This is a genomic window from Pantoea sp. LMR881 (assembly GCF_027157825.1).
Lineage (GTDB): Bacteria > Pseudomonadota > Gammaproteobacteria > Enterobacterales > Enterobacteriaceae > Pantoea > Pantoea haifensis.
Genome location: NZ_JAPVOK010000002.1, coordinates 3,166,270 through 3,190,617 on the forward strand (window position 1 = coordinate 3,166,270; position 24,348 = coordinate 3,190,617).

Consider the following 24,348-nt stretch of genomic DNA (forward strand, 5'->3'; position numbering starts at 1 on the left):
ATGATTGTAAACGCTTTTTAACGGGTGTGTCGGTTGGCAGCTCGCAAGCTGAGTATTTGTCTCAAATCCCATGTTTTAAGGTGGCCGACATAACGTAATCGATAGTTGCTTTGCCAGGCAGATATATCACCTTCACGCAAATGTAGTACATCCGCGGGGCTGACCCAGTGTGGCTGGCTTTGCAGTAAATCGATTCCAGCGTAACGAAAACCGTCAATAACAAATTCAGAACAGAAATACCGTGCGTCCTGCGAGCTATCTTTACGACCTAACTGCACCGTTGCCAGCGCCGTGAGACAGTTTGCGCGTAACCGTTCGCTTGCCAGCGGCATTTCACAGATGCGCCGGGTGAGCATGTTCGGCATGAACATGACAATCCCTTTAAAGTTATAACGTTTTCCTTGTTGCTGCCGTGAGAACTGCTGAAGACGTGCAGTTTGCACTGGCGTGAGGCCTGGCAAACGCATGACTACCAGATTATTGGTCTCATCGATTGCCTGCTGTAGCGTGATGATTTTCACGCCTCCGCCAACGGCTTCAGCCACCTGTTGATTACCAATATAAATCGCAACATGACTCACGCCTGTCAGCGTAAACAGGCGAATTCCCCAGGATTGCACTGAGGTTGAAGAGGAAAGTAACAGATCGCCGGGCTGAAGTGATTCGGAGGTGACTGTCACAGCAGCCTGACGAGCCAGGCGGGTGGATGATGACTGAAATTGCAGTTTTGCGTTGCTGTCTGAGCGTGGTTGCGAAGTCGTACTACAGGCGCACAGCAGCAGGATAAATCCTGCTAACAGGGACTTATACATTTTTCATCCTTGAAAATTCATCGCCAGTCACTGGCAAAAACAGACTATAAAATGTAAAGAAGCAGCCTTAAACCCTGCTCTGCTTAAAGACTGTTTTCGATCACGTTTTCACGGCCAGGATGATGAGGCTTACCGGCCAGGTAAGCAGCACGAAACTGTTCAAAATGCTGGGTTAGCGCCTGCGATGCCAACGTATCGCCTGCCTGCTCCAGCAGCGCCGCAGCGACTTCAGCGGTGCAGTGCTGACCTTCGCCGTGGGCTTCGCGCAAGGTGTAACGTGAGGGTGCCGAGACGTTAAGCGACATGACCGGCAGCGCATCAAGCCACGGACTTTTACGAAACATTTTGCGCGCTTCGCTCCAGGTGCCATCCAGCATAATAAATAGCGGAGGTTTGCCGGTAAGCGGTGGCGTTGTCAGTACTTCGCGACCTTCATCAGCATAAGTGGCAGGAAACACCACCAGCGGCTGAACATCTGGATTCGCCACGGCCTGTAACAACAACGGGTCCGGCTCAGTGCGAGACCAGCCAAAAGCCAGGGTTTCCGGCAGAATATCGGCAATCAGTCGTCCGGTATTGCTGGGTTTCATCGGTTCGGTATCGAACATCACCAGGCAGAAACGGCTGCGGGCCGACTGCGGTTGAACAGCGGCGCACAGGCACCGTTTTTCGGGCAGTAAACAGCCCTGGCAGCGCAATACGCGATTGCCACGAGCGAGGAAAGGGCGCGTCGCGCGCGCAAGACGTTGAGTGCGTAAACGCAGAACGGCGTTGTCAGACATGATTATTCGCAGGAAAAACCACAGTGTAATCGAAGCATCACAAAAGAAAAAGGCCAGCGGGGCTGGCCTTAAAAGATTAGAGTGATTCGTCGAGCCACTCATTAAAGGGCGCTTTTGGCATCGCGCCGTTCAGCATGTCGACCATTTCACCTTTTTTGAACAGCATAATGGTAGGAATGCTGCGAATGCGGAAGCGCGCACTGAGTGCCGGTTCAGCTTCGGTGTTCACTTTAATAAAGCGCACCTGACCGCTGCGTTCGTTCGCGACATCCTTAAAAACTGGCGCGAAGTTTACGCACGGGCCACACCACGGTGCCCAGAAATCGACCACAACCGGCAGGTCGTCTTCAAGATATTTGTCCAGCGTTGCTGCAGTGGCGCTAACCACTTCGCCTGTAAAAAGCGCATTACCGCAGCGGCCGCAATTTGCTCCGTCGGCAAGGCGTTCTTGCGGAACGCGATTAGTTGCCTGGCAGGAAGCACATACCGTATTCATAGAGACCTCTGATGTTGGAACGTGTCAGTCTGATAAATATTGTCCATTATGAAAGGGGTAGCATCCGCGCTCAATTTGGATTTCTCAATAGGTACAATAGTTGATAGCTAAGCGCCGATACATCAGGTAATCTTCGCGCTCTCAAAGCAGGAGGAAGAAATGAACGACGAATTTAAAGGCAAAAGCGGTAAGGTCAAAGTGATGTATGTGCGTGGCGAGGACGATAAAAGCGCACGCGCGCCAAATCCTCGTACAGGCAAAGGTGGCCGTCCCGCTGCCCGCCAGGAAGATACTCGTCGTTCTTCGGGTCCCCGCACTGAACGCAACGAAGAGGGCGGTCGTCACGCGGGCCGCCGTAACGATGAAGGCGGTCGTAACCCAGGTCGTCGTAATGACCGTTTTGATGACAGCCGCAAAGCGCGCGGCAGTGAAGATTCACCGTGGCGCACCGTTTCTCGTGCGCCGGTTGACGATGATAAACCCGATCACGGTGGCATCAGCGGTAAAAGCTTTGTTGATCCAGAGCAGATTCGCCGTCAGCGTTTAGAAGAGACACGTGTTTATGGTGAAAATGCCTGCCAGGCTCTGTTCCAGAGTCGCCCTGAAGCGATAGTACGTGCCTGGTTTGTACAGGGCGTCACGCCACGTTTCCGTGAAGCACTGCGCTGGCTGGCGGCTAACCGCAAAGCCTACCATGTGGTGGAAGAGGCTGAAATTACCAAAGCATCGGGCACTGAACATCATGGCGGCGTGTGCTTCCTGATCAAAAAGCGCATGGGAATGGCTGTGTCTGAATGGCTGGGCCAGGCGGGAGCGAAAGATTGTGTGTTGGCGCTGGAAGATGTCAGCAACCCACACAACCTTGGCGGCATTATGCGTAGCTGTGCGCATTTTGGCGTAAAAGGCTTGCTGGTTAACGATGCATCGCTGCTGGAGTCGGGTGCGGCAGTCCGTACCGCTGAGGGTGGCGCAGAGCACGTTCAGGCAATCAGTGGTTCTACCTTCAACGAAGGATTAGAAGCGTTTCGCAAAGCAGGTTACACCATCGTGACGACGTCAAGTCACCAGGGGACGCCGCTGGCGAAAGCGCAACTGCCAGCCAAAATGGTACTGGTATTAGGACAGGAGCGTGAGGGATTGTCCGACAGCACCTTCCAGCAGGGCGATCTCAGCGTGTCAATTGGCGGAACCGGCAACGTTGAAAGCCTCAACGTCTCGGTGGCAACCGGGGTGTTGCTCGCGGAATGGTGGCGTCAAAACGCATAAAAAAACGGGCCGAAAGGCCCGTTTTGCTTTGTATGCTAATGCGCACCACCGCCGCCACCGCCCGCGCCAAAAGGCGGACGTGCGAACCAAATCAGCACCAGCAATATCAGGAAAACGCCAGCCGATGCCCAAAAGATCTCATTCGCTGAGATGATCAATCCCTGATTAGTGATCTGCTGGGCGATATACGCCGATGCCTGTTGATGCGTCATACCGAGACTTTCCAGCTGATCATACATCTGCTGAGAATTCACGTTGTACGGTGTGACAGACTCCGATAAATAGCTGTGGTGCATCGATTCGCGATTGGTCCACATGGTGGTGGTGATTGACGTACCAATAGAACCCGCCAGCGTGCGCACAAAGTTCGACAAGCTGGATGCGGCAGCCAGCCGCTCCGGCGGCAGACCGGATAACGTAATGGTGGTCAGCGGCATAAAGAAGCACGCTACGGCAAAGCCCTGAATAAACTGCGGCCACGCGGATGCGCCAAAATCCATGCCCGGCTCAAACGTATAGGCGCGCCAGTAGAAACAGACGGCATACATAATGAAGCTGAACGTCACCAGACGGCGCATATCCAGTTTATGAGCAAACCGGCCGATAATTGGCGAGAGGATGACGGGTAAAATCCCGACGGGCGCAGAAGCCAGCCCCGCCCAGGTTGCGGTGTAGCCGTAAACTTCCTGCAACAGCTGCGGTAGCAGAACGATCGAGCCAAAGTAAAGCATGTAAGCCAGACTGATCGACAAGCAACCGATGGTGAAATTGCGCGATTTAAACAACGACAGATCAACGATGGGGTGATCGTCTGTCAGCTCCCACACCAGCAGTACCGCCAGCGCAATCACCGCAACAACGGCCAGCACGATAATCTCTGTCGAGCTAAACCAGTCTAGCTCCTTGCCACGATCCAGCATCACCTGCAAACAGCCAATGCCAACCACCAGCAGCACCAGGCCAACAATATCGATAGGACGAATTTCGGTTTTGGTTTCTCGTCCGCGCAAGGTCTGTAGCGTCAGCATCACGACTACAGCGCCAATCGGTACGTTAATAAAGAAAATCCAGCCCCAGTGATAATTGTCGCTGATCCAGCCACCAAGAATGGGGCCACAAATAGGTGCCACGATCACCGTCATCGCCCACAGCGACAGCGCAATGCTGCGTTTAGCGGGCGGATAGTTACTCAGCAACAGACTCTGCGACAGCGGGATCAGCGGACCCGCAACGATGCCCTGAATGACGCGGAAGAAAATCAGCATTTCCAGGCTTTCTGACATGCCACACGCCCAGGAGGCGATAGCAAACAGAATGGTGGCCCAGGTAAATAACTTCACTTCTCCAATGCGTTTTGCCAGCCAGCCGGTAATAGGAATCGAAATCGCATTGGCCACCCCAAACGACGTAATTACCCATGTGCCTTGCGAGTTTGATGCGCCAAGGTTACCGGCAATAGTGGGAATGGCGACGTTGGCGATGGTCGAGTCCAGCACCTGCATGAACGTCGCCAACGAAAGCGCAATGGTCATTAAGACCAGCGGCATCCCTTCAAGCGGTTTTTGTGCCATTACAGCCTCCGCGTCATTATCCGGCGTTGGCGCGGACAATATCAGTGATAAGCTGATTAACCGGCGCAAGGTCAATCACCAGCGCATTACTGCTGTAAGCTGCCTGCTGACGCACGCTGGTGGCCAGTGCGCTACCGCCTGTAACGCTGGTATCCACTTTCACCAGAGTTGAAAGACCAATACGCAGCGGATGTTTCGCGATATCTTCCTGGTTAAGCTCAATACGTACCGGCAAACGTTGAACCACTTTGATCCAGTTACCCGTTGCATTTTGAGCCGGGAGCAGAGAAAAGGCACTGCCCGTTCCCATATCCAGCCCAACCACTTTGCCGTGATAAATGACATCATCACCGTAAATATCCGCCACGACCGTTGCCGGTTGGCCAATACGCACGCCAGCCAACTGGGTCTCTTTGAAATTGGCATCAACCCAAAGATTGGTGGCCGGCACCACCGCCATTAAAGGTGTGCTGGTATCAATTTGTGAACCCACCTGGACGCTGCGACGTGAAACATAGCCGTCCATAGGGCTGCGAATATCGGTACGCTGTAAGGCCAGCCAGGCATCACGCAGTTCTGCGGCGCTCTGTTTTACTGCGGGCTGATTTTCCAGTGATGTGTTGAGGATCATCGCCTGATTCGCGTTATATTGCTGTTCTGCGACATCAAGCTGCGCTTTCGCGGTGGCGACAGCATCACGTGAGTGTTGCAGCTCTTCACGTCCAATCAGGTTCGACGCACCCAGCGGCTCGCGGCGTTTCAGGTCTGCTTCAGCCTGTGCCAGTGCGGTCTGTTGCAGCGTAATACTGGCCTGATATTGCTTGCCATTGATCATTAACTGATGCGTTTGTCGCACGCTGGTAGCCAGCGCCGTCTGGGCTTTTTCAAACGCCTGTTCAGCATCGGTTTTATCCAGCGAAACCAGCACATCCCCTTTTTTGACGAAGTCAGTATCGTCGAACCACACTTTATTCACACTGCCTGAAACCTGGGCCATAACCTGCACCTGATTACCGGCAACATAGGCGTCATCAGTTTCCTGGTAATGACGCAGCACCAGAAACCAATAAACCAGCCAGGCAATGCCGATCAGCAAAAAGAGTACCGTCAGCCCAATCAATATACCTTTGCGTTTCTTCTTTTTATGGGTTGGCTGTTGCGGGCTTTGTGCTTCTGCCGTTGCACTCATGTCGTTCTCCACGTTTTCCAATTAGTCGGGATGCGAAGGTCCTTTTCGCCTGTGCCCGAGTCGAAAAAAGCCAGCGACAGTGCGCTGGCCAGGTAAAAAGGGGATTAAAATAACGGTTTCGAAGGGTGATTGTGTCGCACTTCTTGCTATTAGCGCGACAGGGAGGCGATAAGCTGATCTTCGTCCATTTTATCTAAGCGGTTAAGCAACTTACGGGTAATTCCTTCCAGCTGTGATTTCTCGTCACCTGACAGCGAAGACCACAGATATTGCAGGCTCTGATGCTGAGGCGGCAGGACCTGGCGCAGGAAATCATTGCCTTTCTCCGTCAGATGCAGATGCAGACAACGGCGATCGTGTTCACTTTCACGACGTTCAATCCAGCCACGTTTTTCCAGTTCATCCGCGATGCGGGTAGCATTAGTGCGTGATGAGCCCAGCGCCGAACTCAGCTCAGAGGGCTGAATACTTTGATTCTCTTGCGCATCCAGCGTAATCAGCGCCATAAACAAAGTTTCGTTAATTCCCTGAGCCTTGAGCATCTTGTTGCGGTTGTCCAGCAGCTTACCCTGCATATGCATGCAGAGTCGGGTCAGGATAATTTCCTGCAATGGAAAATCTTTATGGCGGTTGGCACGGATGTTAAGCATCTGTTCAATGGGAGTAAACGAACTTTCCATTTAAAAAACCTCACTAATTGCAACTAGTATAATAACCAAAGTGACAGATTGAGCGTAGTCACATTTCAACCAAGTGATTGTTTGTACGATCACACTGTCAACATCAGGCGATTCCAGGTCAATCCGTAACCCTGGGCGCAAAACCCTCGCTCGCTGCCGCAAACGGCTTGCAGGACGCGATATCAAAACGGTGCGAAATTAAATAATTTCTCAAGAAAAAATAACTATAGTGAACAAATCTGCGGTAAACGATAACAAACCCAACCAAAAGTGACCAGACTCAATCAACATTTTGGTTTGGTCTTTACGCTTTCTTAACACTTGCAGGGCGGTATCCACGCCACATAATCAGCAGGTTAGTTAATGTCATCATGCTGCCTGCGGCCAGTAAACGGCTGCCAGCAATCGGACCGCGTCTTTCCGACACATCGCCAGAGGGCATCAGCCGCCGCAGGTCACAGGCATAGCCGGATTGCGCGGTCATCACGATAAAACCCGCTGAACTACAGAAAGATTAACTTGCCGGGCAAAAGTATGAAGCAGAGGCTGTAAACAGGCATTGCTGACAACAGACAAACCGGTGGCAACCGACATCAGCAAAACAAGCGCAGGTGTCAATGTCTGACAAGAAGCATTCATAGAGAAAAACGGCAGGTAATAATCATAATAGGTTAATAGTAACCTAAAAAACTATTTCAAGGTTGGGTAAATTAACAGGCCATACCAGTAAAAATAAAAAAACAAAAAAGGGCAGAAAAGTCTGCCCTTATCCTTTGTTATTACCGGGTTATTTTGCAGCCGCTTTGGCGTCGGCCACCCACTTATCAAACGCCGCCTGATGTCCTTTGATCCAGCCGTCGACATGACGATTCACATCGTCTTCTGAATTCTGACCGGCATGCATTGCCGCGTTTTCCGCATTAATATCACCAATTGGCAGCGTCATCTCAGCAAACAGTTTTGCGGCCGCCGGGTTCTTTTCAGCCCAGGCTTTGTTGGCCACGATGTGCATGCTATTAACCGGGAAACCGTAATTCGCGCCATTAGGCAGCTTAGTATCCATATCTTTCTGTTCGCCGGGTAAAGACGAGAACGGCACCTGCAACCAGACCACATCGCGGCCAGGCTTCAGTACATCGCTCAGCCAGTATGGCGTCCAGGTATAATAAAGAATCGGTTTGCCTTGCTTATAACGCGCCAGCGTATCCGCAACCATGGCTGAATAGTTACCCATATTCGCCGTCACGGTGTGACTCAAATCAAACGCTTTATTCTGGTGGTTGATGACGGCTTCGCAGCCCCAGCCTGGCGTACAGCCGGTCATATCCGCTTTGCCATCACCATTGGCGTCAAACAGTTTGGCGATAGTGGGATCTTTCAACTGCGCGATGTTAGTGATGTGGTACTTTTCGGCGGTTTTTTATCAATCAGATAACCCTGTGCCGCGCCCGTCACGTAAGTCCCCTCGCGATACAACTTCTCGTCACCGCCTGCCGCTTTATACATATCATCATGCAGCGGCTGCCAGTTCACGGCGGTAAAAGTTGCATCGCCAGAGGCGATGGAGGTGTAGCCAACGTTGTAATCCACTTCACTCGGTTTCTCGACGGTGTAACCCAGTTTCTCCAGCGCACGGCTAACCAGCAGCGTCTGAAAAGTCTCTTCAGAAATGGTGCTTTGAATCGGTTTCACCGTAATGCCTTTGCCTGGCAGATCGGCAGCGGAGACGTGTGAAACGGCAAAAGTCGTTAACACGGCGGCGAGCAGAGGAGCTGTCTTGCGCATAGTCATTCCTTATTTTAGGTGTCGCTTCGAGGCAGGCGGCACCAAAGCACCGCCTGAAAAATTATTTCTTTCGGAAAGGGGATAAAACAAAACCAAGCGGCCCGGTGTGATACCAGTGGCGATTACCCCGGCTGCGGCTATCGCGTCCTACCGATTGCGTCAGGCGATCAAGAATAATCGCAAGGATAACGATGCCGACGCCGCCTACGGTGGCAAGGCCCATATCCAGACGACCGATACCACGCAGAACCATCTGACCGAGGCCACCGACAGCAATCATTGAGGCAATCACTACCATTGACAGCGCCAGCATCAGGGTCTGATTCACCCCCGCCATAATGGTTGGCATCGCCAGCGGGAGCTGAACTTTGAACAGCATTTGACGCGGACTGGCACCGAAGGATTCGCTGGCTTCAATCAGATCGGCCGGAACCTGTTTTATGCCAAGAATAGTCAGACGCACAATTGGCGGCAGGGCAAAAATAATGGTAACCACAACGCCTGGCACGTTGCCAATACCAAATAACATCACAATCGGCACCAGATAAACAAAGGCAGGCGTGGTCTGCATCGCATCCAGCAGCGGACGCACAACACGCGCAGCACGTTCACTACGGGCTAACCAGATGCCTAACGGTAGCCCGATAATGATGCAGAACAGCAGGGCGGTTAATACCAGCGCCAGCGTAATCATAGCCTGAGACCAGGCACCAATCGCGCCAATCAGGATCAGGGAGATCAGCGTAGCGATACCCATTGCCGGACTGGCAATCTGCCAGGCAATCAACGCGAACAGCACAATGGCCACTGGCGCAGGCATGCCGAGCAACAGTTGCTGGAAGGCGCTAAGGATATAATCTACCGGTACACGAATACCCTGAAAAACCGGACGGAAGTGACTGACGACCCAGTCAATGCCGTTAGTGACCCAGTGATCGAGTGGGATCCGGGTTTTATGGAAGGGATCCAAAATATTAAAATGTTCAGCCTGGGGCGTGGGCGCGCTGTTCAGCCAGTCATTGCTGCTGGCTGCGGCATCATGACCACCGCTGCTGGCGGGCGATCCCCACGCATCGGCACCACTGGCGTCGGGGAGGCGCTGCTGTTGTCAGCAGAAGTGCTTCCGGTGCCTGACCAGGGATCGCTACTGCTTTGGTCAGTAGCCGGTGCGGTGTTCTGTGCAGGCGCGCTTGCCGCGTCCCACGGATTGGTAGCGTCTTTACTCATTGCTGGGTTCCTTCACGATCTAAAGCGCGTAATAACATGCTTTTTGAAATGATACCGACATACTGATTCTCTTCTCCGACCACAGGCACAGCACAAGGCGCCTGAGCAACATGAGAGAGCAGATCGTTCAATGAGGTATCCGCAGGAACCGCGGCGGGCATATCGAGCAGTGCGCTGTCGAGTCCTTCACCTGCCGCCAGTGCAGCTTTTAGCGAGTCAGCGGACACAACACCAACAAACCGCTGTTTTTCCAGGACATAGCCATATTCGCGGTCTTCATCCTGGAGCAGTTTGATGGCGGAGCGAGGACCGAAACCGGCCGCTTTACGAATCAGCGCACCAGCACTACGACGGGCAATATCTTTGGCGCTGAATACATGGCTAATATCTACGCCACGGAAGAAGGTGCGCACATAATCATTGGCAGGATTATTCAGAATTTCATCTGGCGTACCGACTTGCACGACTTCGCCGCCTTGCATAATCGCGATACGATCGCCAATACGCATAGCTTCATCAAGATCGTGGGAAATAAACACAATGGTTCGCTGATGCTTCGACTGTAATTTTACCAACTCATCCTGCATTTCAGTGCGAATAAGCGGATCAAGTGCTGAAAAAGCTTCATCCATTAATAAAATATCAGGGTTAATGGCTAATGCACGGGCTAATCCAACGCGTTGACGCATTCCACCAGAAAGTTCGTCTGGATAAGCATGCGCATAATTTTCTAACCCCACCTGACGCAGTGCCTCCATCGCTTTTTCCTGACGCTCGGCCAGATCGACGCCTGCTAATTCCATACCGAAGGCGGTATTATTTAGCACGTTCATATGCGGCATGAGTGCAAATGACTGGAAGACCATGCTTATCTTATTTCGGCGAACCTCTCGCAATTCACTGTCAGATATTTTAGCAATATCGACGCCATCAATAATAACCTGGCCGCGCGTCGGCTCTATCAGACGATTGAGAAGGCGAACCATAGTTGATTTTCCTGAGCCGGATAATCCCATGATGACGAAAATCTCGCCTTCTTCAATGGCCAGACTGGCATTTTTGACCCCGAGAGACAAACCTGTCTTCTCAAGAATCACATCTTTGCCATCCCCTTTTTCTATATATTTAAATGCGCGGTCTGGGTTGTCGCCAAATATCTTATAAAGATTCTTTACTTCGAGTTTAATTGCCATGCAGTAATAAAATCCTGGTTAAAATATTTAATTAATTTTCTGTCCTGATGAAATTTAAGCAGGCCATACCGTAGCATACTCAGATTATCTGACAACCCTTGAAACTAATATCTCACAGCGCATTACAGAGTCTGATGGCCGAAATATCCAGTGCTCACAAGGGATGAGCGCGGATCATTTTATTGCTCAATGACCAGCTATTTGGACGTTGTTTTTCCGGTCTGAGATAAAAATAGCCAAAAAAGGTGGCGTAAATTTACAGAAAAAATGCCAGGCCGAACTGAAATAATTCCGTCATTATGTGGTTTAAGGAAAGAAACTGGGCGTTATTTTCATGGGAAAGTAACAGGATTTATTAAATTACCGTTGAATATAGACTGAGCGATTTCTTATTTGCACGCTAACGCGTCAAACAGCGCATCGATTTTCATTCTCAATAACTCATGAGGGTTATTGCTTTCAGGCGAAATAATTGCAGCGTCTGTTATTCGTTTGCCACAAATCAAACTTCTTCATGCTTTTTTAGCCTACTTTAGCGGTTTTAAAAATCAGGGCGCCAGGATGATTAAAATCACATCAGATAGTGCAAAAAAGCGCGTTAGCAAAGCGGCGGAACTCGATCGCCGACAATTTATTAAAGCCAGTGCCGCGCTGGCTGCCATACCATTAATTGTTTCAGACCGGGTTGCCGCCTCTGCAACAACTGCTCAGGTTAAGGAAGCCACAGAGGCCGATACGACGCGGATTATCGCGACCTGCAGCACGTTTGACTGCGGCGGCAAATGTGATATCCGGACGCATGTTAAGGATGGGGTAGTGACCCGTATTTCTACCCGTCCTGATGCAGAACTGGATAACGACATGCCCATCATGCGCGGCTGCGTTCGCGGGCGAAGCTATCGCAAATTTGTTTATCATCCTGACCGCCTTAAATACCCTATGAAGCGTGTCGGCAAACGCGGCGAAGGCAAGTTTGAACGCATCAGCTGGGACGAAGCGACCACGCTGATTGCCGATAATCTGAAGCGCATTACTGCCAAATATGGCCCTTCTTCACGCTATATGCATGTTGCCACAGCCGTAACCGGCGGTGCGTTTTCTGGCGACCTGATGGCGCGACGTCTGCTCAATCTGACCGGAGGGTATCTGGAAAGCTACCACTCAGTCAGTATGGGCAATACCGCCGCCGCAACACCTTATACTTACGGTACTGCCGCCAGCGGCAGCTCGCTTGATACCCTGGCGCAAACGCCACTGGTTATTCTGTGGGGTCACAACACAACGGAAACTATTTTTGGTCACAGCAACCACTATTTCCAACAGATGAAGCAAAATGGCACGCGCTTCATTGTGGTTGATCCGCGCTATTCCGATACGGCCTCATCCCTGGCCGACCAGTGGATCCCACTGCTTCCCTCCACGGACAATGCGCTGATGGATGCGATGATGTATGTCATCGTCACGGAAAATCTGCACGATAAAGCCTTTATCGATCGTTACACGCTGGGCTTTGATGAAAACAGCATGCCCGAAGGCGTACCCGCAAATGAATCGCTGGTGGCGTATTTGCGTGGTGCAAAAGACGGCATTGAAAAGTCACCTGAGTGGGCAGAGCCGATCACCAAAGTGCCTGCGCAGATTATTCGCCAGCTGGCGCGTGACTATGCCAATACTAAACCCGCGGCACTGATTCAGGGCTGGGGTCCACAACGACATAATTGTGGTGAACGCAGCGCCCGTGGTTCAACGCTGCTCGCGACGATCACCGGTAATGTGGGCATAAAAGGTGGCTGGGCGGCGGGTTACGGCGGCATTGGCAACCGTAAATTCATGTCTGGACCGGATTTGGGCAGTAATAGCGTCACGGCAAAAATCTCCGTTATGAACTGGGTTCAGGCTGCTGACGATGCCAGCCAGATAACCCCGGAACAGGGGCTGAAAGGCGCCGATAAGCTCGATAATAATATTCGCTTTCTCTTTTCACTGGCGGGGAATTATCTGGCGAATCAGAACCCGGATCTGCGCCAGGCGGTGAAAATCGTAGAGGACGAATCCAAAATTGAATTCATCGTCGCCAGCGATCTCTACCTGACGCCAAGCGCAAAGTATGCGGATGTTTTGCTGCCTGAAACCAGCTTTATGGAACGCTGGAATATTGGTCAAACCTGGGGCACGGGTAATTACATCCTGCTGTCAGAAAAAGTCATCGAGCCGCAGTTCGAGCGCCGTTCTGATTATGAATGGCTACGAGAAGTTGCCGCTAAGCTGGGCGTTGAGCAGGCATTCAGCGAAGGCCGTAGTGAAAAAGAGTGGATTGAACATATAGTTGAAACCACCCGCTTAGCGATGCCAGAAGAAAACATGCCGACGTTCGGGCAGTTACTGGTAAAACGACGCCATCTGTTTAAAAGCGAGCCTTATGTGGCTTTTGAACAGAATATTCGCGATCCACAGAATCATCCCTTCCCGACACCGTCAGGAAAAATTGAAATCTTTTCCAAACGGCTTTACGACATGCACCATCCTGAGATCCCGGCGCTTTCACATTATGTGCCTGCCCATGAAGGGCCGGAAGATCCGCTCAGTCAGAAATATCCTTTGCAACTCATTACCTGGAAGGGAAAAAACCGCGCCAACTCAACTCAGTACGCGAATCCCTGGCTACAGGAAGTGCAGATACAGAAATTATGGATCAATCCGCTGGATGCCAGAGAACGCAACATTCAGCGCGGAGATAAAGTGCGTATCCATAACGATCGCGGTATTTCTGAAGTGATTGCAGAGATTACGCCACGCATTATTCCTGGCGTTGTCGCGATGCAAGCAGGGGCGTGGTGGCAGCCCGATGAGAAGGGGATCGATCAAGGCGGCTGCGCCAATGTCCTGAGCTCGGCACGCATTACGGCTCTGGCTAAAGGAAATTCACATCAAACAATGCTGGTTGAGGTAGCAAAAGCATGAGCCAATTCAAAGCGTTTCCCCCGTCAGTGACAAACAGCTTGGCTTCTTTATCGACTCTTCACGCTGTTCAGGTTGTAAAGCCTGTCAGGTGGCCTGCAAAGATAAAAACAATCTTGAGCCGGGACGTCGTTTCCGCCGGGTGTATGAAGTTAACGGCGGCGCTTTTGCGCCCACCGGACAGGGGGCTGGCAGAATAATGTTTTCGCCTACACCTTATCGATTTCATGTAACCACTGCACCGATCCTATTTGCACCCGTAACTGTCCGACCACTGCCATGCATAAGCGCCCTGGCGATGGCATCGTGCGCGTCGATACCAACAAATGCATCGGCTGTGGTTATTGCGCCTGGTCTTGTCCTTACGGTGCGCCGCAGTTCAATCCTGAAGCCGGGCAGATGTCAAAGTGCGATTTCTGTGTTGATTTGCAGCATCGCGGTGAAGATCCGGTTTGTGTCGCAACCTGTCCACTGGGTGCGATTAAATTTGGTCCCATTGATGAACTGCGTAAAAAATATGGTTCGCTTTGCGATGTTCAGGGATTGCCAGATTCATCTATTACCCAGCCAAACCTGGTGATAAAGCCACATAAAGGCGCAGAGAAAGGAAACCTGTAATCATGCATGAATGGCCACTGTTAATTTTTACCCTGCTGACACAGGCGTCTGTAGGGCTGACATTATGCGCTGCGCTGGTTGCGTTTTGGCTGCGCAAGGAGACCGCGGAACAACGCTTTTTCGTGCTCTGCCCGGCGTTGCTGTGCGCCTGCGTTTTAGGCGGCATTGGGTTAATTGCGTCGTTTGCTCATCTGGGGTATCCGCTCAATGCTATGAACGCGCTGCGTAATATTGCCCGTTCATGGCTGACCCGCGAGATCGTATTTGCCAGCCTGTTTCTGGCGGTTTTAGGTCTCGCTACGCTACAGGCGCTGCTGATCAAGCGCATTCAGCCACTGGCTTTGATGGTGGTGGGAATGTCTGGCGTCGTGCTGGTGTTTTGTATGGGGAAAATTTATCTCAGCACCTCGGTAGTGACGTGGAGACATGCTAATAACTTTGTGCTGTTTTATGGCTCCGTCTGCATTCTCGGGGCGCTGGCGGCGCTGTTTTTAATTATTCCGCGTCTAAGAAATCCAGCACAGTCACAAGCGGCACATCGCCTGGTTTATGTGGCAGTCGGCGCAGTGATTTTTGCCGTGATTGCACGTCTGTTGATGCAGCCGCGCTATCTTGATTTTCTGGCAGCCCAGCGTGTCAGTGACGTCATAACTTTTCCGCTTCAACCGTTAGCCGCTTTCGATGCACTGGCAGGGATGCGCCTGGTAAGCTGGAGCGTCATGATTGCAGGAGCGGGGCTGTTGATGATGTTGCTGCGCCAGCCGGTGGGCAGGCACGGCACGCTGACAAATGGCTGGTTGCTGAGCGGAGCTTCGCTGTTGGTGCTGGCAGAGATCATGGCACGCTTTGTGTTTTACAGTATCCACTGATGGCGCGCGCGCTTCTCGCATGCATTCCTGCGTCACCTGGCGCAGGGAAGGGGTGTGTTCATAATCAAACGCGGAACAATCCTTGCCGTGCCTGTATGAATGCTTGCCCAACAGCGGCAATACGTTATACGGCGCAAGGCGTAGTGATTGATGAAGCGGAATGCGTAGGGTGCGGTCAGTGTCTGTTTGTTTGTCCTGGTGAAGCCCTGGAGAATATCCCGGCTGTCAGCCGCCGCTGGCAGCAGGATAAACTGGTTTCACCGTTGAGTTCGCTGCCTGCCAGCGTAGAAGAGTTACTTATCTGGCACGCGGAATATCACATTCGCGCCATTGAACTCGCCGATACAGATAACGCCAGCTGGCTGCGTGTGATTGCCGAACTCAACCTGATCTTAAAAAAACTTAACCAACCTTGCTGGCGGATCGATCCCCCACCCATTCAGGTGCAGGCAACAGCAAACGCCGCTGGCTGGGCCTGCGCAGCCCATCCATAAATCAGACGGCTGTAAGCGGCAGTCCACGCAGGCGACGAGCGAGTTATCCCACCATAAGCTGGTTCAGGTTACAGTTTGACGCCGAACGGTGCTTTTTATGCGGTGCCTGCGCGCGGGTTTGTCCGGAACAGGCAATACGCCTGCATCCTGATCGGTTGACGCTCGATCATCAGCGTTGCACGCATTGCGGTAACTGCACGGCAGCGTGCTTTGCCGGGGCCATCCGTAGCGAGCGGTGGCAGCAGCCTTTAGCACCACAGCGATTCAGCCTGCTGCGTAAGCAATGTACTGCCTGCCAGCAAACTTTTAATGCCTGGTCATCGCAACAGATGCACTGTCCGGTCTGTCAGCGCCATGCTTTTGGCATGCGAGAGGCGTAATTAAATGGTCGACAATTATGCAAGATAATATCCCGTTTTGGCCGCAGATATTAAATCTGTTAGCCAGTGGCTACCTTGTTCAGCCAGATAAAGCTGAGTTTAAGCCAGTGCTCGATTTTTTTGCGGCAGCAGACTGGCCGGCAATCTGGCCCGTGGAAGAAAAAGAGTCGCTGCAGCCGCTGACGAGCGTGCTGTCAGCAGCGGTGCCCGCCACGCTTTATGTCGAATGGCAGCGCCTGTTTATGGGTCCCGCAGCATTGCCTGCACCGCCGTGGGGATCGGTCTGGCTCGATCCTGAACAGGTATTAAATGGTGATTCAACGCTGCGCCTGAAAACATTTTTAGCGCGTGAGGAAATGACACTGCATGGTGCAGAAAATGAGCCAGTCGATCATATCGGTTTAATGTTATTACAGGCCGCATGGCTGGCACAGGAAGAGCGATTTGAGGCGTTACAGACGCTGTTAAGTGAGCATCTGATGAGCTGGTTACCGGCTTTTGTTGAGACATTGAAACGAGCAGAGCCGGTGAGCTTTTACACCGCACTGAGTGAGCTAACGCTGTTAACGGTCAGTGCCTACTGTCAGCAATAAAAACGGGCCATCTGGCCCGTTACGTCCGATCAGAAATTCCAGTCTTCGTCTTCGGTTTCCACGGCTTTTCCCATTACGTAAGAGGAGCCGGAGCCAGAGAAAAAGTCGTGATTTTCATCTGCATTCGGTGACAGCGCAGACAAAATGGCCGGGTTTACCGCAGTCAGTTCCGCCGGGAACAGGGCTTCATAACCCAGATTCATTAGCGCCTTGTTGGCGTTATAATGCAGGAAGGTTTTCACCTCATCGGCCCAGCCAACATCGGCATACAGGGCATCCGTATAAGCGACTTCGTTTTCATACAGCGCCAGCAGCAGATCGTAAGCAAACTGTTGCAGCGTTTCCCGACGGCCTTCATCTTCTTTTTCCAGGGCTTTCTGGTACTTATAGCCGATGTAGTAACCATGTACCGCTTCGTCACGAATAATCAGACGAATAAGATCGGCGGTATTGGTCAGCTTACCGCGGCTTGACCAATACATCGGCAACCAGAAGCCGGAATAGAACAGGAAGGATTCAAGAAACACGCTGGCGATCTTCTTCTTCAGCGGATCGTCGGCGTGATAGTGTTCGAGAATAATACGCGCCTTATTTTGCAGCGGCTGATTCTCTTCGCTCCACGCATAAGCGGCATCAACATCATTAGTGTTGCACAGCGTAGAAAAGATTGAGCTGTAAGAGCGCGCGTGAACCGCCTCCATAAAGCTGATGTTCGACAGCACCGCTTCTTCATGTGGCGTTTGCGCATCATCCATCAAACCCGGCGCGCCGATCACATTTTGAATAGTGTCCAGTAGCGTCAGGCCAGTAAATACGCGAATGGTAAGCTGTTGCTGCTGCTTATCCAGCGTTTGCCAGGCTGGCAAATCGTTAGAAAGCGGCACTTTTTCCGGTAGCCAGAAGTTACTGGTCAGGCGGTTCCACACCTCAAGATCTTTCTCATCTTCAATGCGGTTCCAGTTAATGGCGTGAATATGTTTTAGTTGCATAGTTTTCATCACAGTGCGCAGGAAACGCAGCCCTGAACCTCTGTGCCTTGAAGCGCCATCTGGCGCAGCCGAATGTAATAGAGCGTTTTAATGCCTTTCTTCCAGGCGTAAATTTGCGCTTTGTTGATATCACGCGTGGTGACGTCATCACGGAAGAATAGCGTCAACGATAAGCCTTGATCGACATGCTGCGTCGCCTCAGCGTAAGTATCGATAATGGCTTCCGGGCCGATTTGATAGGCATCCTGATAAAGATCAAGATTGTCATTGGTCATAAACGGTGCCGGATAGTAAACGCGCCCGGTTTTACCCTCTTTACGAATCTCAATTCGCGACACGATCGGATGAATGCTGGAGGTCGCATGATTGATATAAGAGATTGAACCGGTTGGCGGGATCGCCTGTAAATTCTGGTTGTATAAACCGTGCTTCATCACCGCATCGCGCAGCGCCAGCCAGTCAGCCTGTGTCGGTAAAATGATACCGGCGTCGGCAAACAGTGCCGCTATGCGTGGGGTACGTGGCATCCATTCACGCTGCACATATTTGTCGAACCAGGCACCGCTGGCATACTGCGACTCAGCGAAACCCTCAAACGTTTGCTGATGCTCTTGCGCCAGCTGATTTGAGGTTTGCAGGGCGTGATAGGTGATGCAACAGAAGTAGAGATTGGTAAAGTCGAGTGCTTCCGGTGAACCGTAGGCGATGCCTTCGCGCGCCAGATAACCGTGCAGATTCATCTGACCTAAACCAATGGCGTGCGAACGACGGTTGCCTTCAGCGACAGACGGCACCGAATTAATCTGGCTCATCACCGAAACCGCTGTCAGTGCGCGAACCGCGACATCAACCGTACGCGCTAAGTTTCCTGAATCCATGGCATGAGCAATATTCAGCGAACCGAGATTACAGGAGATATCTTTGCCGACGTGGCGATAGCTGAGATCGTCATTAAATTCACTGGCGCTGTTAACCTGTAAAATTTCTGAGCAAAGGTTGCTCATGTTGATACGCCCGGCAATCGGGTTGCTGCGGTTAACGTTGTCCTCATACATGATGTAGGGATAACCCGATTCAAACTGAATTTCCGCCAGTGTCTGGAAAAAGTCGCGTGGCTTGATGTAGGTCTTACGGATGCGATCGTCCGCCAGCATTTCATGATACTTTTCACTGATGCTGATATCACCAAATGCCTGGCCGTAAATACGTTCGACATCGTAGGGCGAAAACAGCGCCATCGGCTGGTTCTCTTTCGCCAGCTGAAAGGTAATGTCGGGGATCACTACGCCGAGCGACAGCGTTTTGATACGGATCTTTTCATCAGCATTTTCACGCTTGGTGTCGAGAAAACGGAAAATATCGGGATGGTGTGCATTCAGCCATACCGCTCCCGCGCCCTGACGTGCGCCAAGCTGGTTGGCGTAAGAAAACGCATCTTCCAGCATTTTCATCACCGGGATCACGCCCGATGACTGGTTTTCAATACGCTTAATCGGGGCGCCAGCTTCGCGCAGATTCGACAGCAAAAACGCCACGCCACCGCCGCGTTTTGACAGCTGCAACGCAGAGTTCACCGCACGCCCGATCGATTCCATGTTGTCTTCAATACGCAGCAGGAAGCAGGAAACCAGTTCGCCACGCTGCTGTTTACCGCAATTCAGGAACGTTGGCGTGGCGGGCTGAAAACGTCCGCTGAGGATCTCTTGCAGCAGCGCACGCGCCAGCTTTTCATTGCCCTGGGCCAGAGTCAGCGCCACCATACAGGCACGCTGTTCGAAGGTTTCCAGATAGCGTTTGCCGTCAAAGCTTTTCAGCGTATAGCTGGTGTAATACTTCCACGCGCCGAGAAAAGTTTTGAATTCAAAGCCCCAGGCATCAGCTTCATCGTGCAAAGCACACAGGAAGCTGAAATCGTACTGGTTGAGCATCTCCGCTTCGTAATAGCCTTCTGCCACTAAATAGCGCAAACGCGCCGCCGCGGAGTCAAATGCCACGCTGTTAGGCTGGACGTGTTGCCGGAAAAACTCACGCACTGCCTGCTGATCTTTGTCGAACTGGATACGGCCATCGGCATCGTACAGGTTCAGCATCGCGTTTAGCGCGTGGTAATCGAGCTGGGTATTGAGGGTGTCTGTTGTTGCCAAAATTGGGTTACTCCCGCTTTAACGTTAGCGATATCGTCCGGGGTTCCCATCAGCTCGAAGCGGTAGAGACAGGGAACCTGGCATTTCTGCGCAATGATGCTGCCCGCCAGACAGTAACCTTCACCAAAGTTACGGTTACCGGCAGCAATCACCCCGCGAATACCGCGTCGGTTAGCTTCATCATTGAGAAACTGAATCACCTGTCTGGGCACTGCGCCTCGACTGCTGCCACCGCCATAGCTCGGCACCACCAAAATATAGGGGTGGTCGATATGCAGAGGCTGTTTCGCGTCGAGCGGAATGCGGTGGGCGGGCAGGCCCAGCCGGGTGATGAATCGATGAGTGTTTTCCGACTGGCTGGAAAAATAGACCAGTGGAAACATCGTATTATCCTCCGACAGCGGCGAGCTGGCGCAGGCTGGCGATCTTGTCCGGGCGGAATCCGCTCCAGTGGTCGTTATCAGCCATGACGACAGGGACCTGGCGATAACCGAGCGATTTCAGGCTGTCGATGGCGTCGGGTTGGGTATCAAGATTGATGAGCTGGTAATCAATGCCGCTGCGGTCCATGGCATTTTTAGTGGCATTACACTGGACACAATTATTTTTGGTGTAAATAATAATGCGCATAATTCGTATTCCTCTCTGTGTGCCGTTCAGGTCGCGAGATACGAAGCAAAACCCTTTGCCGTCAGCTTCGTCCTTGCGGGCATCTTGTGCCTTGTTGATGAGTTAAATACTAGATGTAGTGTTTGTGCAGATCAAGCGTACTATATCCAGGGTTTTTAGATTTACGCTGTGGGAAAACGGCTCATGCCAGACGTGATGCGCCTTCTGCGCCTGGAAAAAATTTTGTAAAGAGCGTTGCCCGATATTCAGGCATAAAAAAGCCCCGCATTATGCGAGGCTTAATCAGTTGCATCGCGGTTAGCGACGTGAAACCAGCAGAGCGCCCAGCACAATACCTACTGCTGCGCCGATGCCGACACCGTGCCACGGTTTGTCATGCACATAAGCGTCAACCTGGTAACCGGCATTACGTGCAACCTGCGTCACGCGGTTGCTGCTACCGTTTAATTTAGCGCGTGTCTGCTTCAGCAGGGCTTCTGCCTGGCTACGGGCGGTGGTGACTTCATCTTTAGCTTCACTGCCATACGATTTCAGTAACGCTTCAAGCGAATCCGCCAGTTCATTCACATCCTGATTGATATCAATGTCATCGTTTTTAGTGGTTCGATTAAACATTTTTTGGCTCCCTCTGATTTAAAACGTAATACTGAGTGTAGATGACCTTTCAGTAAACGAGACGCGAGGCCGGCCTTTAGGGAAAATTCCGAACGCCAGGTGCTGTCATGCTGTTGTAAGGTTGCGAGGCTTTTGAAGAGGAGAGGATCAAGCATGTATTTACGACCAGATGAGGTAGCGCGCGTACTGGAAAAAGCGGGTTTCGAAATGGATGAAATTACGCCACGCGCGTATGGATATCGTCGTGGTGAAAACTACGTTTATGTTAACCGCGAAGCGCGCATGGGGCGCACGGCGCTGGTCATTCACCCGACACTGAAAGAGAAAAGTTTACCGTTCGCCGAACCTGCTTCAGAAATGAAAACCTGCGATCACTACACCCAATTCCCTCTCTACCTGGCAGGTGATTCACAGGAACATTATGGTATACCGCACGGATTTAGTTCACGTCTGGCGCTGGAGCGTTATCTGCAAAGCGTATTTGGCTAATGCATCAGGCCCCGTTTGACGGGGCACTGAGGCTCCCTTCTGTAAACCCCCACCTTTCAGAATGTTGCAATTCACGGCTGTGACGGGTATAACCCTGTGCCATATAGATGTTTAGACGTCCATATGGATGAAATTATGAGCGAGCAGAGTAACCCTTCGCAGCAGCAATTCAAAAGAAGCATGAAAATGCGCCATCTGGTGATGTTATCGCTGGGCGGTGTGATTGGCACCGGGCTGTTTTTCAATACCGGCTATATCATTTCAACCACCGGCGCGGCGGGCACCTTGTTGTCTTACCTGATCGGGGCGCTGGTGGTGTGGCTGGTGATGGTTTGCCTCGGCGAATTATCCGTCGCGATGCCGGAAACCGGAGCGTTTCATGTCTATGCGGCACGTTATCTTAGCCCGGCCACCGGTTATACCGTCGCCTGGCTTTACTGGCTGACCTGGACGGTGGCGCTTGGATCGAGCCTGACGGCTGCTGGCTTCTGCATGCAATACTGGTTTCCCCATGTACCGGTGTGGATCTGGTGTCTGGTCTTTTGTATTGCGATCTATTTGCTGAATATCATCTCAACCCGCTTTTTCGCAGAAGGGGAGTTTTGGTTTTCACTGGTTAAAGTGATCACCATTATCGCGTTTATTCTGCTTGGCGCGGGCGCGATGTTTGGCTTTATTCCCATGAAAGATGGCACGCCCGCACCGGGCCTGAGCAATCTTACCGCTCACGGCTGGTTGCCAAACGGCGTTTTGCCGATTTTGATGACGATGGTGGCGGTGAACTTTGCTTTCTCAGGGACTGAGCTGATCGGTATCGCGGCCGGTGAAACGCAAAACCCTCAAAAAGTGCTGCCGCTGGCGATTCGTACCACGGTCGCGCGTTTGATCCTCTTTTTCGTGGGCACCGTGCTGGTGCTGGCCGCGTTAATACCAATGGATCAGGCCGGTATTGTCAAAAGCCCGTTTGTCGTGGTGTTTGAGAAAATCGGTATTCCGTGGGCGGCAGACATCATTAACTTCGTCATTCTGACGGCGATTCTGTCGGCAGCAAATTCAGGGCTCTATGCTTCGGGCCGCATGTTGTGGTCGCTGGCCAATGAAAATACGTTGCCGCGCGCGTTCGCGCACGTCAACAAACGAGGCGTACCGCTGTTTGCCATCACGGTCAGCATGATCGGCGGTTTACTGGCACTGTTTTCAAGCGTGATTGCGCCGGACACCGTATTTGTCGCGCTGTCGGCCATATCCGGTTTCGCTGTTGTCGCGGTGTGGTTAAGCATTTGCGCCTCACACTATGTATTTCGTCGTCGTCACCTGCAACAGGGCAAATCGTTACGGGAACTGGCGTACCGGGCACCCTTTTATCCACTGACGCCTCTTCTCGGTTTCCTGCTCTGTCTGCTGGCTTGTGTCGGCCTGGCGTTCGATCCTGCTCAGCGTATTGCGCTGTGGTGCGGCATTCCGTTTGTGCTGTTTTGCTATGGTGCTTACCATGTGACGCACAAAAATAAAAAATCCCCTGAACCTGAGGAAGCTAACCATGTCGCTTAATGTTGTCACACAGGCACTTTCTGAATCTGAATGGCTGATCCTTGATGGTGCCCTGGCGACGGAACTGGAAGCACGAGGCTGTAATCTGGCGGATGCGCTCTGGTCAGCCAGGGTGCTGATGGAAAATCCTGAGCTGATTTATCAGGTGCACTATGACTATTTTGCCGCCGGTGCACGCTGTGCCATTACCGCCAGCTATCAGGCAACGCCACAAGGTTTTGCTGCCCGTGGTTTGAATAAAGCACAGTCGCTGGCGCTTATCACTCAAAGCGTCGAACTGGCGAAGCGTGCGCGTCAGGATTATCTGGCGCAGCAGGAGACGCAGCCAACGTTGCTGGTGGCGGGGTCAGTTGGGCCTTATGGCGCGTATTTAGCTGATGGTTCGGAGTATCGCGGTGACTATACGTTGCCAGAGGCGGAAATGATGGCATTCCACCGTCCGCGCGTGCAGGCACTGCTGGAAGCGGGGGCAGATTTACTGGCATGTGAAACCCTGCCTTCGTTTGCTGAGGCGCAGGCGTTAGTGAAGCTGTTAGCGGAATTCCCAGCCAGTGCGGCGTGGTTCTCCTTCACGTTGCGCGATGCGGAGCATATCAGTGACGGCACGCCATTGCGTGATGTTGCCGCATTCCTCAATGCGCAGCCGCAGGTCATCGCGCTGGGTATCAACTGTGTGGCGCTGGAAAGCGTGACGCCCGCGCTGCAGCTGTTGCAGACACTGACTCACAAACCGTTAGTGGTCTATCCCAATTCCGGCGAACAGTATGATGCAACCAGCAAAAGCTGGCACTCAGCGCCATCTGGCTGCACGCTGCACGATAAGCTGGCGGAATGGCAACAGGCTGGAGCACGCCTGATTGGCGGTTGCTGCCGCACCTCGCCTGAAGACATCGCCGCGATTGCGCAGCGTTGTCAACACCAATAAAGCGCCTGGATCGGGCGATGATAGCCCGATTGAGACACGTGAAAAGGCGGGAAGGGCAGTTTAGACTGTGTCTCCTGACCTTTTTGCGGATC

21 protein-coding genes and 4 pseudogenes are annotated in these 24,348 nt (G+C 52.1%); 10 read left to right on the top strand and 15 right to left on the bottom strand.

Features of this window, described 5'->3' with window-relative positions; all coding sequences use genetic code 11:
• Positions 1-17: 17 nt before the first annotated feature.
• From O3W44_RS16745 to trxC, 3 genes are all read right to left on the bottom strand, one after another.
• Entirely contained in the window at positions 18-812 is a 795-nt protein-coding gene (locus O3W44_RS16745) for a YaeF family permuted papain-like enzyme (RefSeq protein WP_269293927.1), read from the bottom strand.
• A gap of 83 nt (positions 813-895) precedes the next feature.
• A complete protein-coding gene (locus O3W44_RS16750; protein ID WP_269293928.1) occupies positions 896-1,594 on the bottom strand; it encodes a tRNA-uridine aminocarboxypropyltransferase in 699 nt (232 codons plus the stop codon).
• A 76-nt stretch (positions 1,595-1,670) separates the two neighbouring features.
• The gene (gene trxC, locus O3W44_RS16755) at positions 1,671-2,090 is read right to left on the bottom strand and encodes a thioredoxin TrxC (protein ID WP_269293929.1); all 420 of its coding nucleotides are present in this window, start codon (positions 2,088-2,090) and stop codon (positions 1,671-1,673) included.
• 159 nt (positions 2,091-2,249) lie between these two features.
• On the opposite strand from trxC, the gene O3W44_RS16760 reads away from it, so the two are divergent.
• Complete coding sequence (locus tag O3W44_RS16760) at positions 2,250-3,356, top strand: tRNA/rRNA methyltransferase (RefSeq protein ID WP_269293930.1); 1,107 nt, start codon at positions 2,250-2,252, stop codon at positions 3,354-3,356.
• Positions 3,357-3,391: 35 nt separating this feature from the next.
• Here O3W44_RS16760 and emrB read toward each other — a convergent pair whose 3' ends face one another.
• The 7 genes and pseudogenes from emrB to proV all read right to left on the bottom strand — a co-directional run bounded on the left by emrB (position 3,392) and on the right by proV (position 11,001).
• A complete protein-coding gene (gene emrB, locus O3W44_RS16765; RefSeq protein ID WP_269293931.1) occupies positions 3,392-4,927 on the bottom strand; it encodes a multidrug efflux MFS transporter permease subunit EmrB in 1,536 nt (511 codons plus the stop codon).
• Between the two features lie 16 nt (positions 4,928-4,943).
• A complete protein-coding gene (emrA, locus tag O3W44_RS16770) occupies positions 4,944-6,116 on the bottom strand; it encodes a multidrug efflux MFS transporter periplasmic adaptor subunit EmrA (protein WP_269293932.1) in 1,173 nt (390 codons plus the stop codon).
• A 149-nt stretch (positions 6,117-6,265) separates the two neighbouring features.
• Positions 6,266-6,796, bottom strand: coding sequence for a transcriptional repressor MprA (gene mprA / locus O3W44_RS16775; protein WP_269293933.1), 531 nt, complete (start codon positions 6,794-6,796; stop codon positions 6,266-6,268).
• Between the two features lie 367 nt (positions 6,797-7,163).
• A pseudogene (locus O3W44_RS16780) lies at positions 7,164-7,435 on the bottom strand (MFS transporter); the annotation flags it as partial.
• A 148-nt stretch (positions 7,436-7,583) separates the two neighbouring features.
• Positions 7,584-8,581, bottom strand: a pseudogene (gene proX / locus O3W44_RS16785) (glycine betaine/L-proline ABC transporter substrate-binding protein ProX).
• Positions 8,582-8,642: 61 nt separating this feature from the next.
• Positions 8,643-9,808 (bottom strand): annotated as a pseudogene (gene proW / locus O3W44_RS16790) (glycine betaine/L-proline ABC transporter permease ProW).
• Positions 9,805-11,001 carry a glycine betaine/L-proline ABC transporter ATP-binding protein ProV gene (gene proV, locus O3W44_RS16795; protein ID WP_269293934.1) on the bottom strand — a complete coding sequence of 399 codons (1,197 nt, stop codon included), beginning with the start codon at positions 10,999-11,001 and terminating at the stop codon, positions 9,805-9,807. Before proV ends, proW begins: the two are co-directional and overlap by 4 nt.
• Positions 11,002-11,562: 561 nt before the next feature.
• On the opposite strand from proV, the gene O3W44_RS16800 reads away from it, so the two are divergent.
• The 6 genes and pseudogenes from O3W44_RS16800 (at position 11,563) to dmsD (ending at position 16,913) form a co-directional block, all read left to right on the top strand.
• The gene (locus O3W44_RS16800) at positions 11,563-13,962 is read left to right on the top strand and encodes a DMSO/selenate family reductase complex A subunit (protein ID WP_269293935.1); all 2,400 of its coding nucleotides are present in this window, start codon (positions 11,563-11,565) and stop codon (positions 13,960-13,962) included.
• Positions 13,959-14,577, top strand: a pseudogene (locus O3W44_RS16805) (DMSO/selenate family reductase complex B subunit). The gene O3W44_RS16800 and the pseudogene O3W44_RS16805 overlap by 4 nt, the downstream one beginning before the upstream one ends.
• A gap of 2 nt (positions 14,578-14,579) precedes the next feature.
• A complete protein-coding gene (locus O3W44_RS16810) occupies positions 14,580-15,446 on the top strand; it encodes a dimethyl sulfoxide reductase anchor subunit family protein (protein ID WP_269293936.1) in 867 nt (288 codons plus the stop codon).
• A complete protein-coding gene (locus tag O3W44_RS16815; RefSeq protein ID WP_442954645.1) occupies positions 15,446-15,940 on the top strand; it encodes a 4Fe-4S binding protein in 495 nt (164 codons plus the stop codon). Before O3W44_RS16810 ends, O3W44_RS16815 begins: the two co-directional genes overlap by 1 nt.
• Complete coding sequence (locus tag O3W44_RS25010; RefSeq protein WP_442954646.1) at positions 15,859-16,320, top strand: 4Fe-4S dicluster domain-containing protein; 462 nt, start codon at positions 15,859-15,861, stop codon at positions 16,318-16,320. The genes O3W44_RS16815 and O3W44_RS25010 overlap by 82 nt, the downstream gene beginning before the upstream one ends.
• 17 nt (positions 16,321-16,337) lie before the next feature.
• The gene (dmsD, locus tag O3W44_RS16820; RefSeq protein ID WP_269293938.1) at positions 16,338-16,913 is read left to right on the top strand and encodes a Tat proofreading chaperone DmsD; all 576 of its coding nucleotides are present in this window, start codon (positions 16,338-16,340) and stop codon (positions 16,911-16,913) included.
• Positions 16,914-16,942: 29 nt separating this feature from the next.
• Here dmsD and nrdF read toward each other — a convergent pair whose 3' ends face one another.
• The 5 genes from nrdF to O3W44_RS16845 form a co-directional block, all read right to left on the bottom strand.
• Positions 16,943-17,902 carry a class 1b ribonucleoside-diphosphate reductase subunit beta gene (gene nrdF / locus O3W44_RS16825; RefSeq protein ID WP_269293939.1) on the bottom strand — a complete coding sequence of 320 codons (960 nt, stop codon included), beginning with the start codon at positions 17,900-17,902 and terminating at the stop codon, positions 16,943-16,945.
• Positions 17,903-17,910: 8 nt separating this feature from the next.
• Positions 17,911-20,046 carry a class 1b ribonucleoside-diphosphate reductase subunit alpha gene (gene nrdE, locus O3W44_RS16830; protein ID WP_442954647.1) on the bottom strand — a complete coding sequence of 712 codons (2,136 nt, stop codon included), beginning with the start codon at positions 20,044-20,046 and terminating at the stop codon, positions 17,911-17,913.
• Positions 19,998-20,429, bottom strand: a complete 432-nt coding sequence (gene nrdI, locus O3W44_RS16835; RefSeq protein ID WP_269293940.1) for a class Ib ribonucleoside-diphosphate reductase assembly flavoprotein NrdI — start codon at positions 20,427-20,429, stop codon at positions 19,998-20,000. The genes nrdE and nrdI overlap by 49 nt, the downstream gene beginning before the upstream one ends.
• 4 nt (positions 20,430-20,433) lie before the next feature.
• A complete protein-coding gene (locus O3W44_RS16840; protein ID WP_269293941.1) occupies positions 20,434-20,676 on the bottom strand; it encodes a redoxin NrdH in 243 nt (80 codons plus the stop codon).
• 297 nt (positions 20,677-20,973) lie between these two features.
• Positions 20,974-21,291 (bottom strand): DUF883 family protein, encoded by a 318-nt coding sequence (locus tag O3W44_RS16845; protein ID WP_269293942.1) that lies wholly within the window; start codon positions 21,289-21,291, stop codon positions 20,974-20,976.
• 153 nt (positions 21,292-21,444) lie between these two features.
• On the opposite strand from O3W44_RS16845, the gene O3W44_RS16850 reads away from it, so the two are divergent.
• The 3 genes from O3W44_RS16850 (at position 21,445) to mmuM (ending at position 24,256) form a co-directional block, all read left to right on the top strand.
• Positions 21,445-21,780 carry a DUF2002 family protein gene (locus O3W44_RS16850; RefSeq protein ID WP_269293943.1) on the top strand — a complete coding sequence of 112 codons (336 nt, stop codon included), beginning with the start codon at positions 21,445-21,447 and terminating at the stop codon, positions 21,778-21,780.
• 135 nt (positions 21,781-21,915) lie between these two features.
• Positions 21,916-23,331 (top strand): S-methylmethionine permease, encoded by a 1,416-nt coding sequence (gene mmuP, locus O3W44_RS16855; RefSeq protein ID WP_269293944.1) that lies wholly within the window; start codon positions 21,916-21,918, stop codon positions 23,329-23,331.
• Complete coding sequence (gene mmuM / locus O3W44_RS16860; RefSeq protein WP_269293945.1) at positions 23,321-24,256, top strand: homocysteine S-methyltransferase; 936 nt, start codon at positions 23,321-23,323, stop codon at positions 24,254-24,256. The genes mmuP and mmuM overlap by 11 nt, the downstream gene beginning before the upstream one ends.
• The last annotated feature ends 92 nt before the right edge of the window (positions 24,257-24,348 follow it).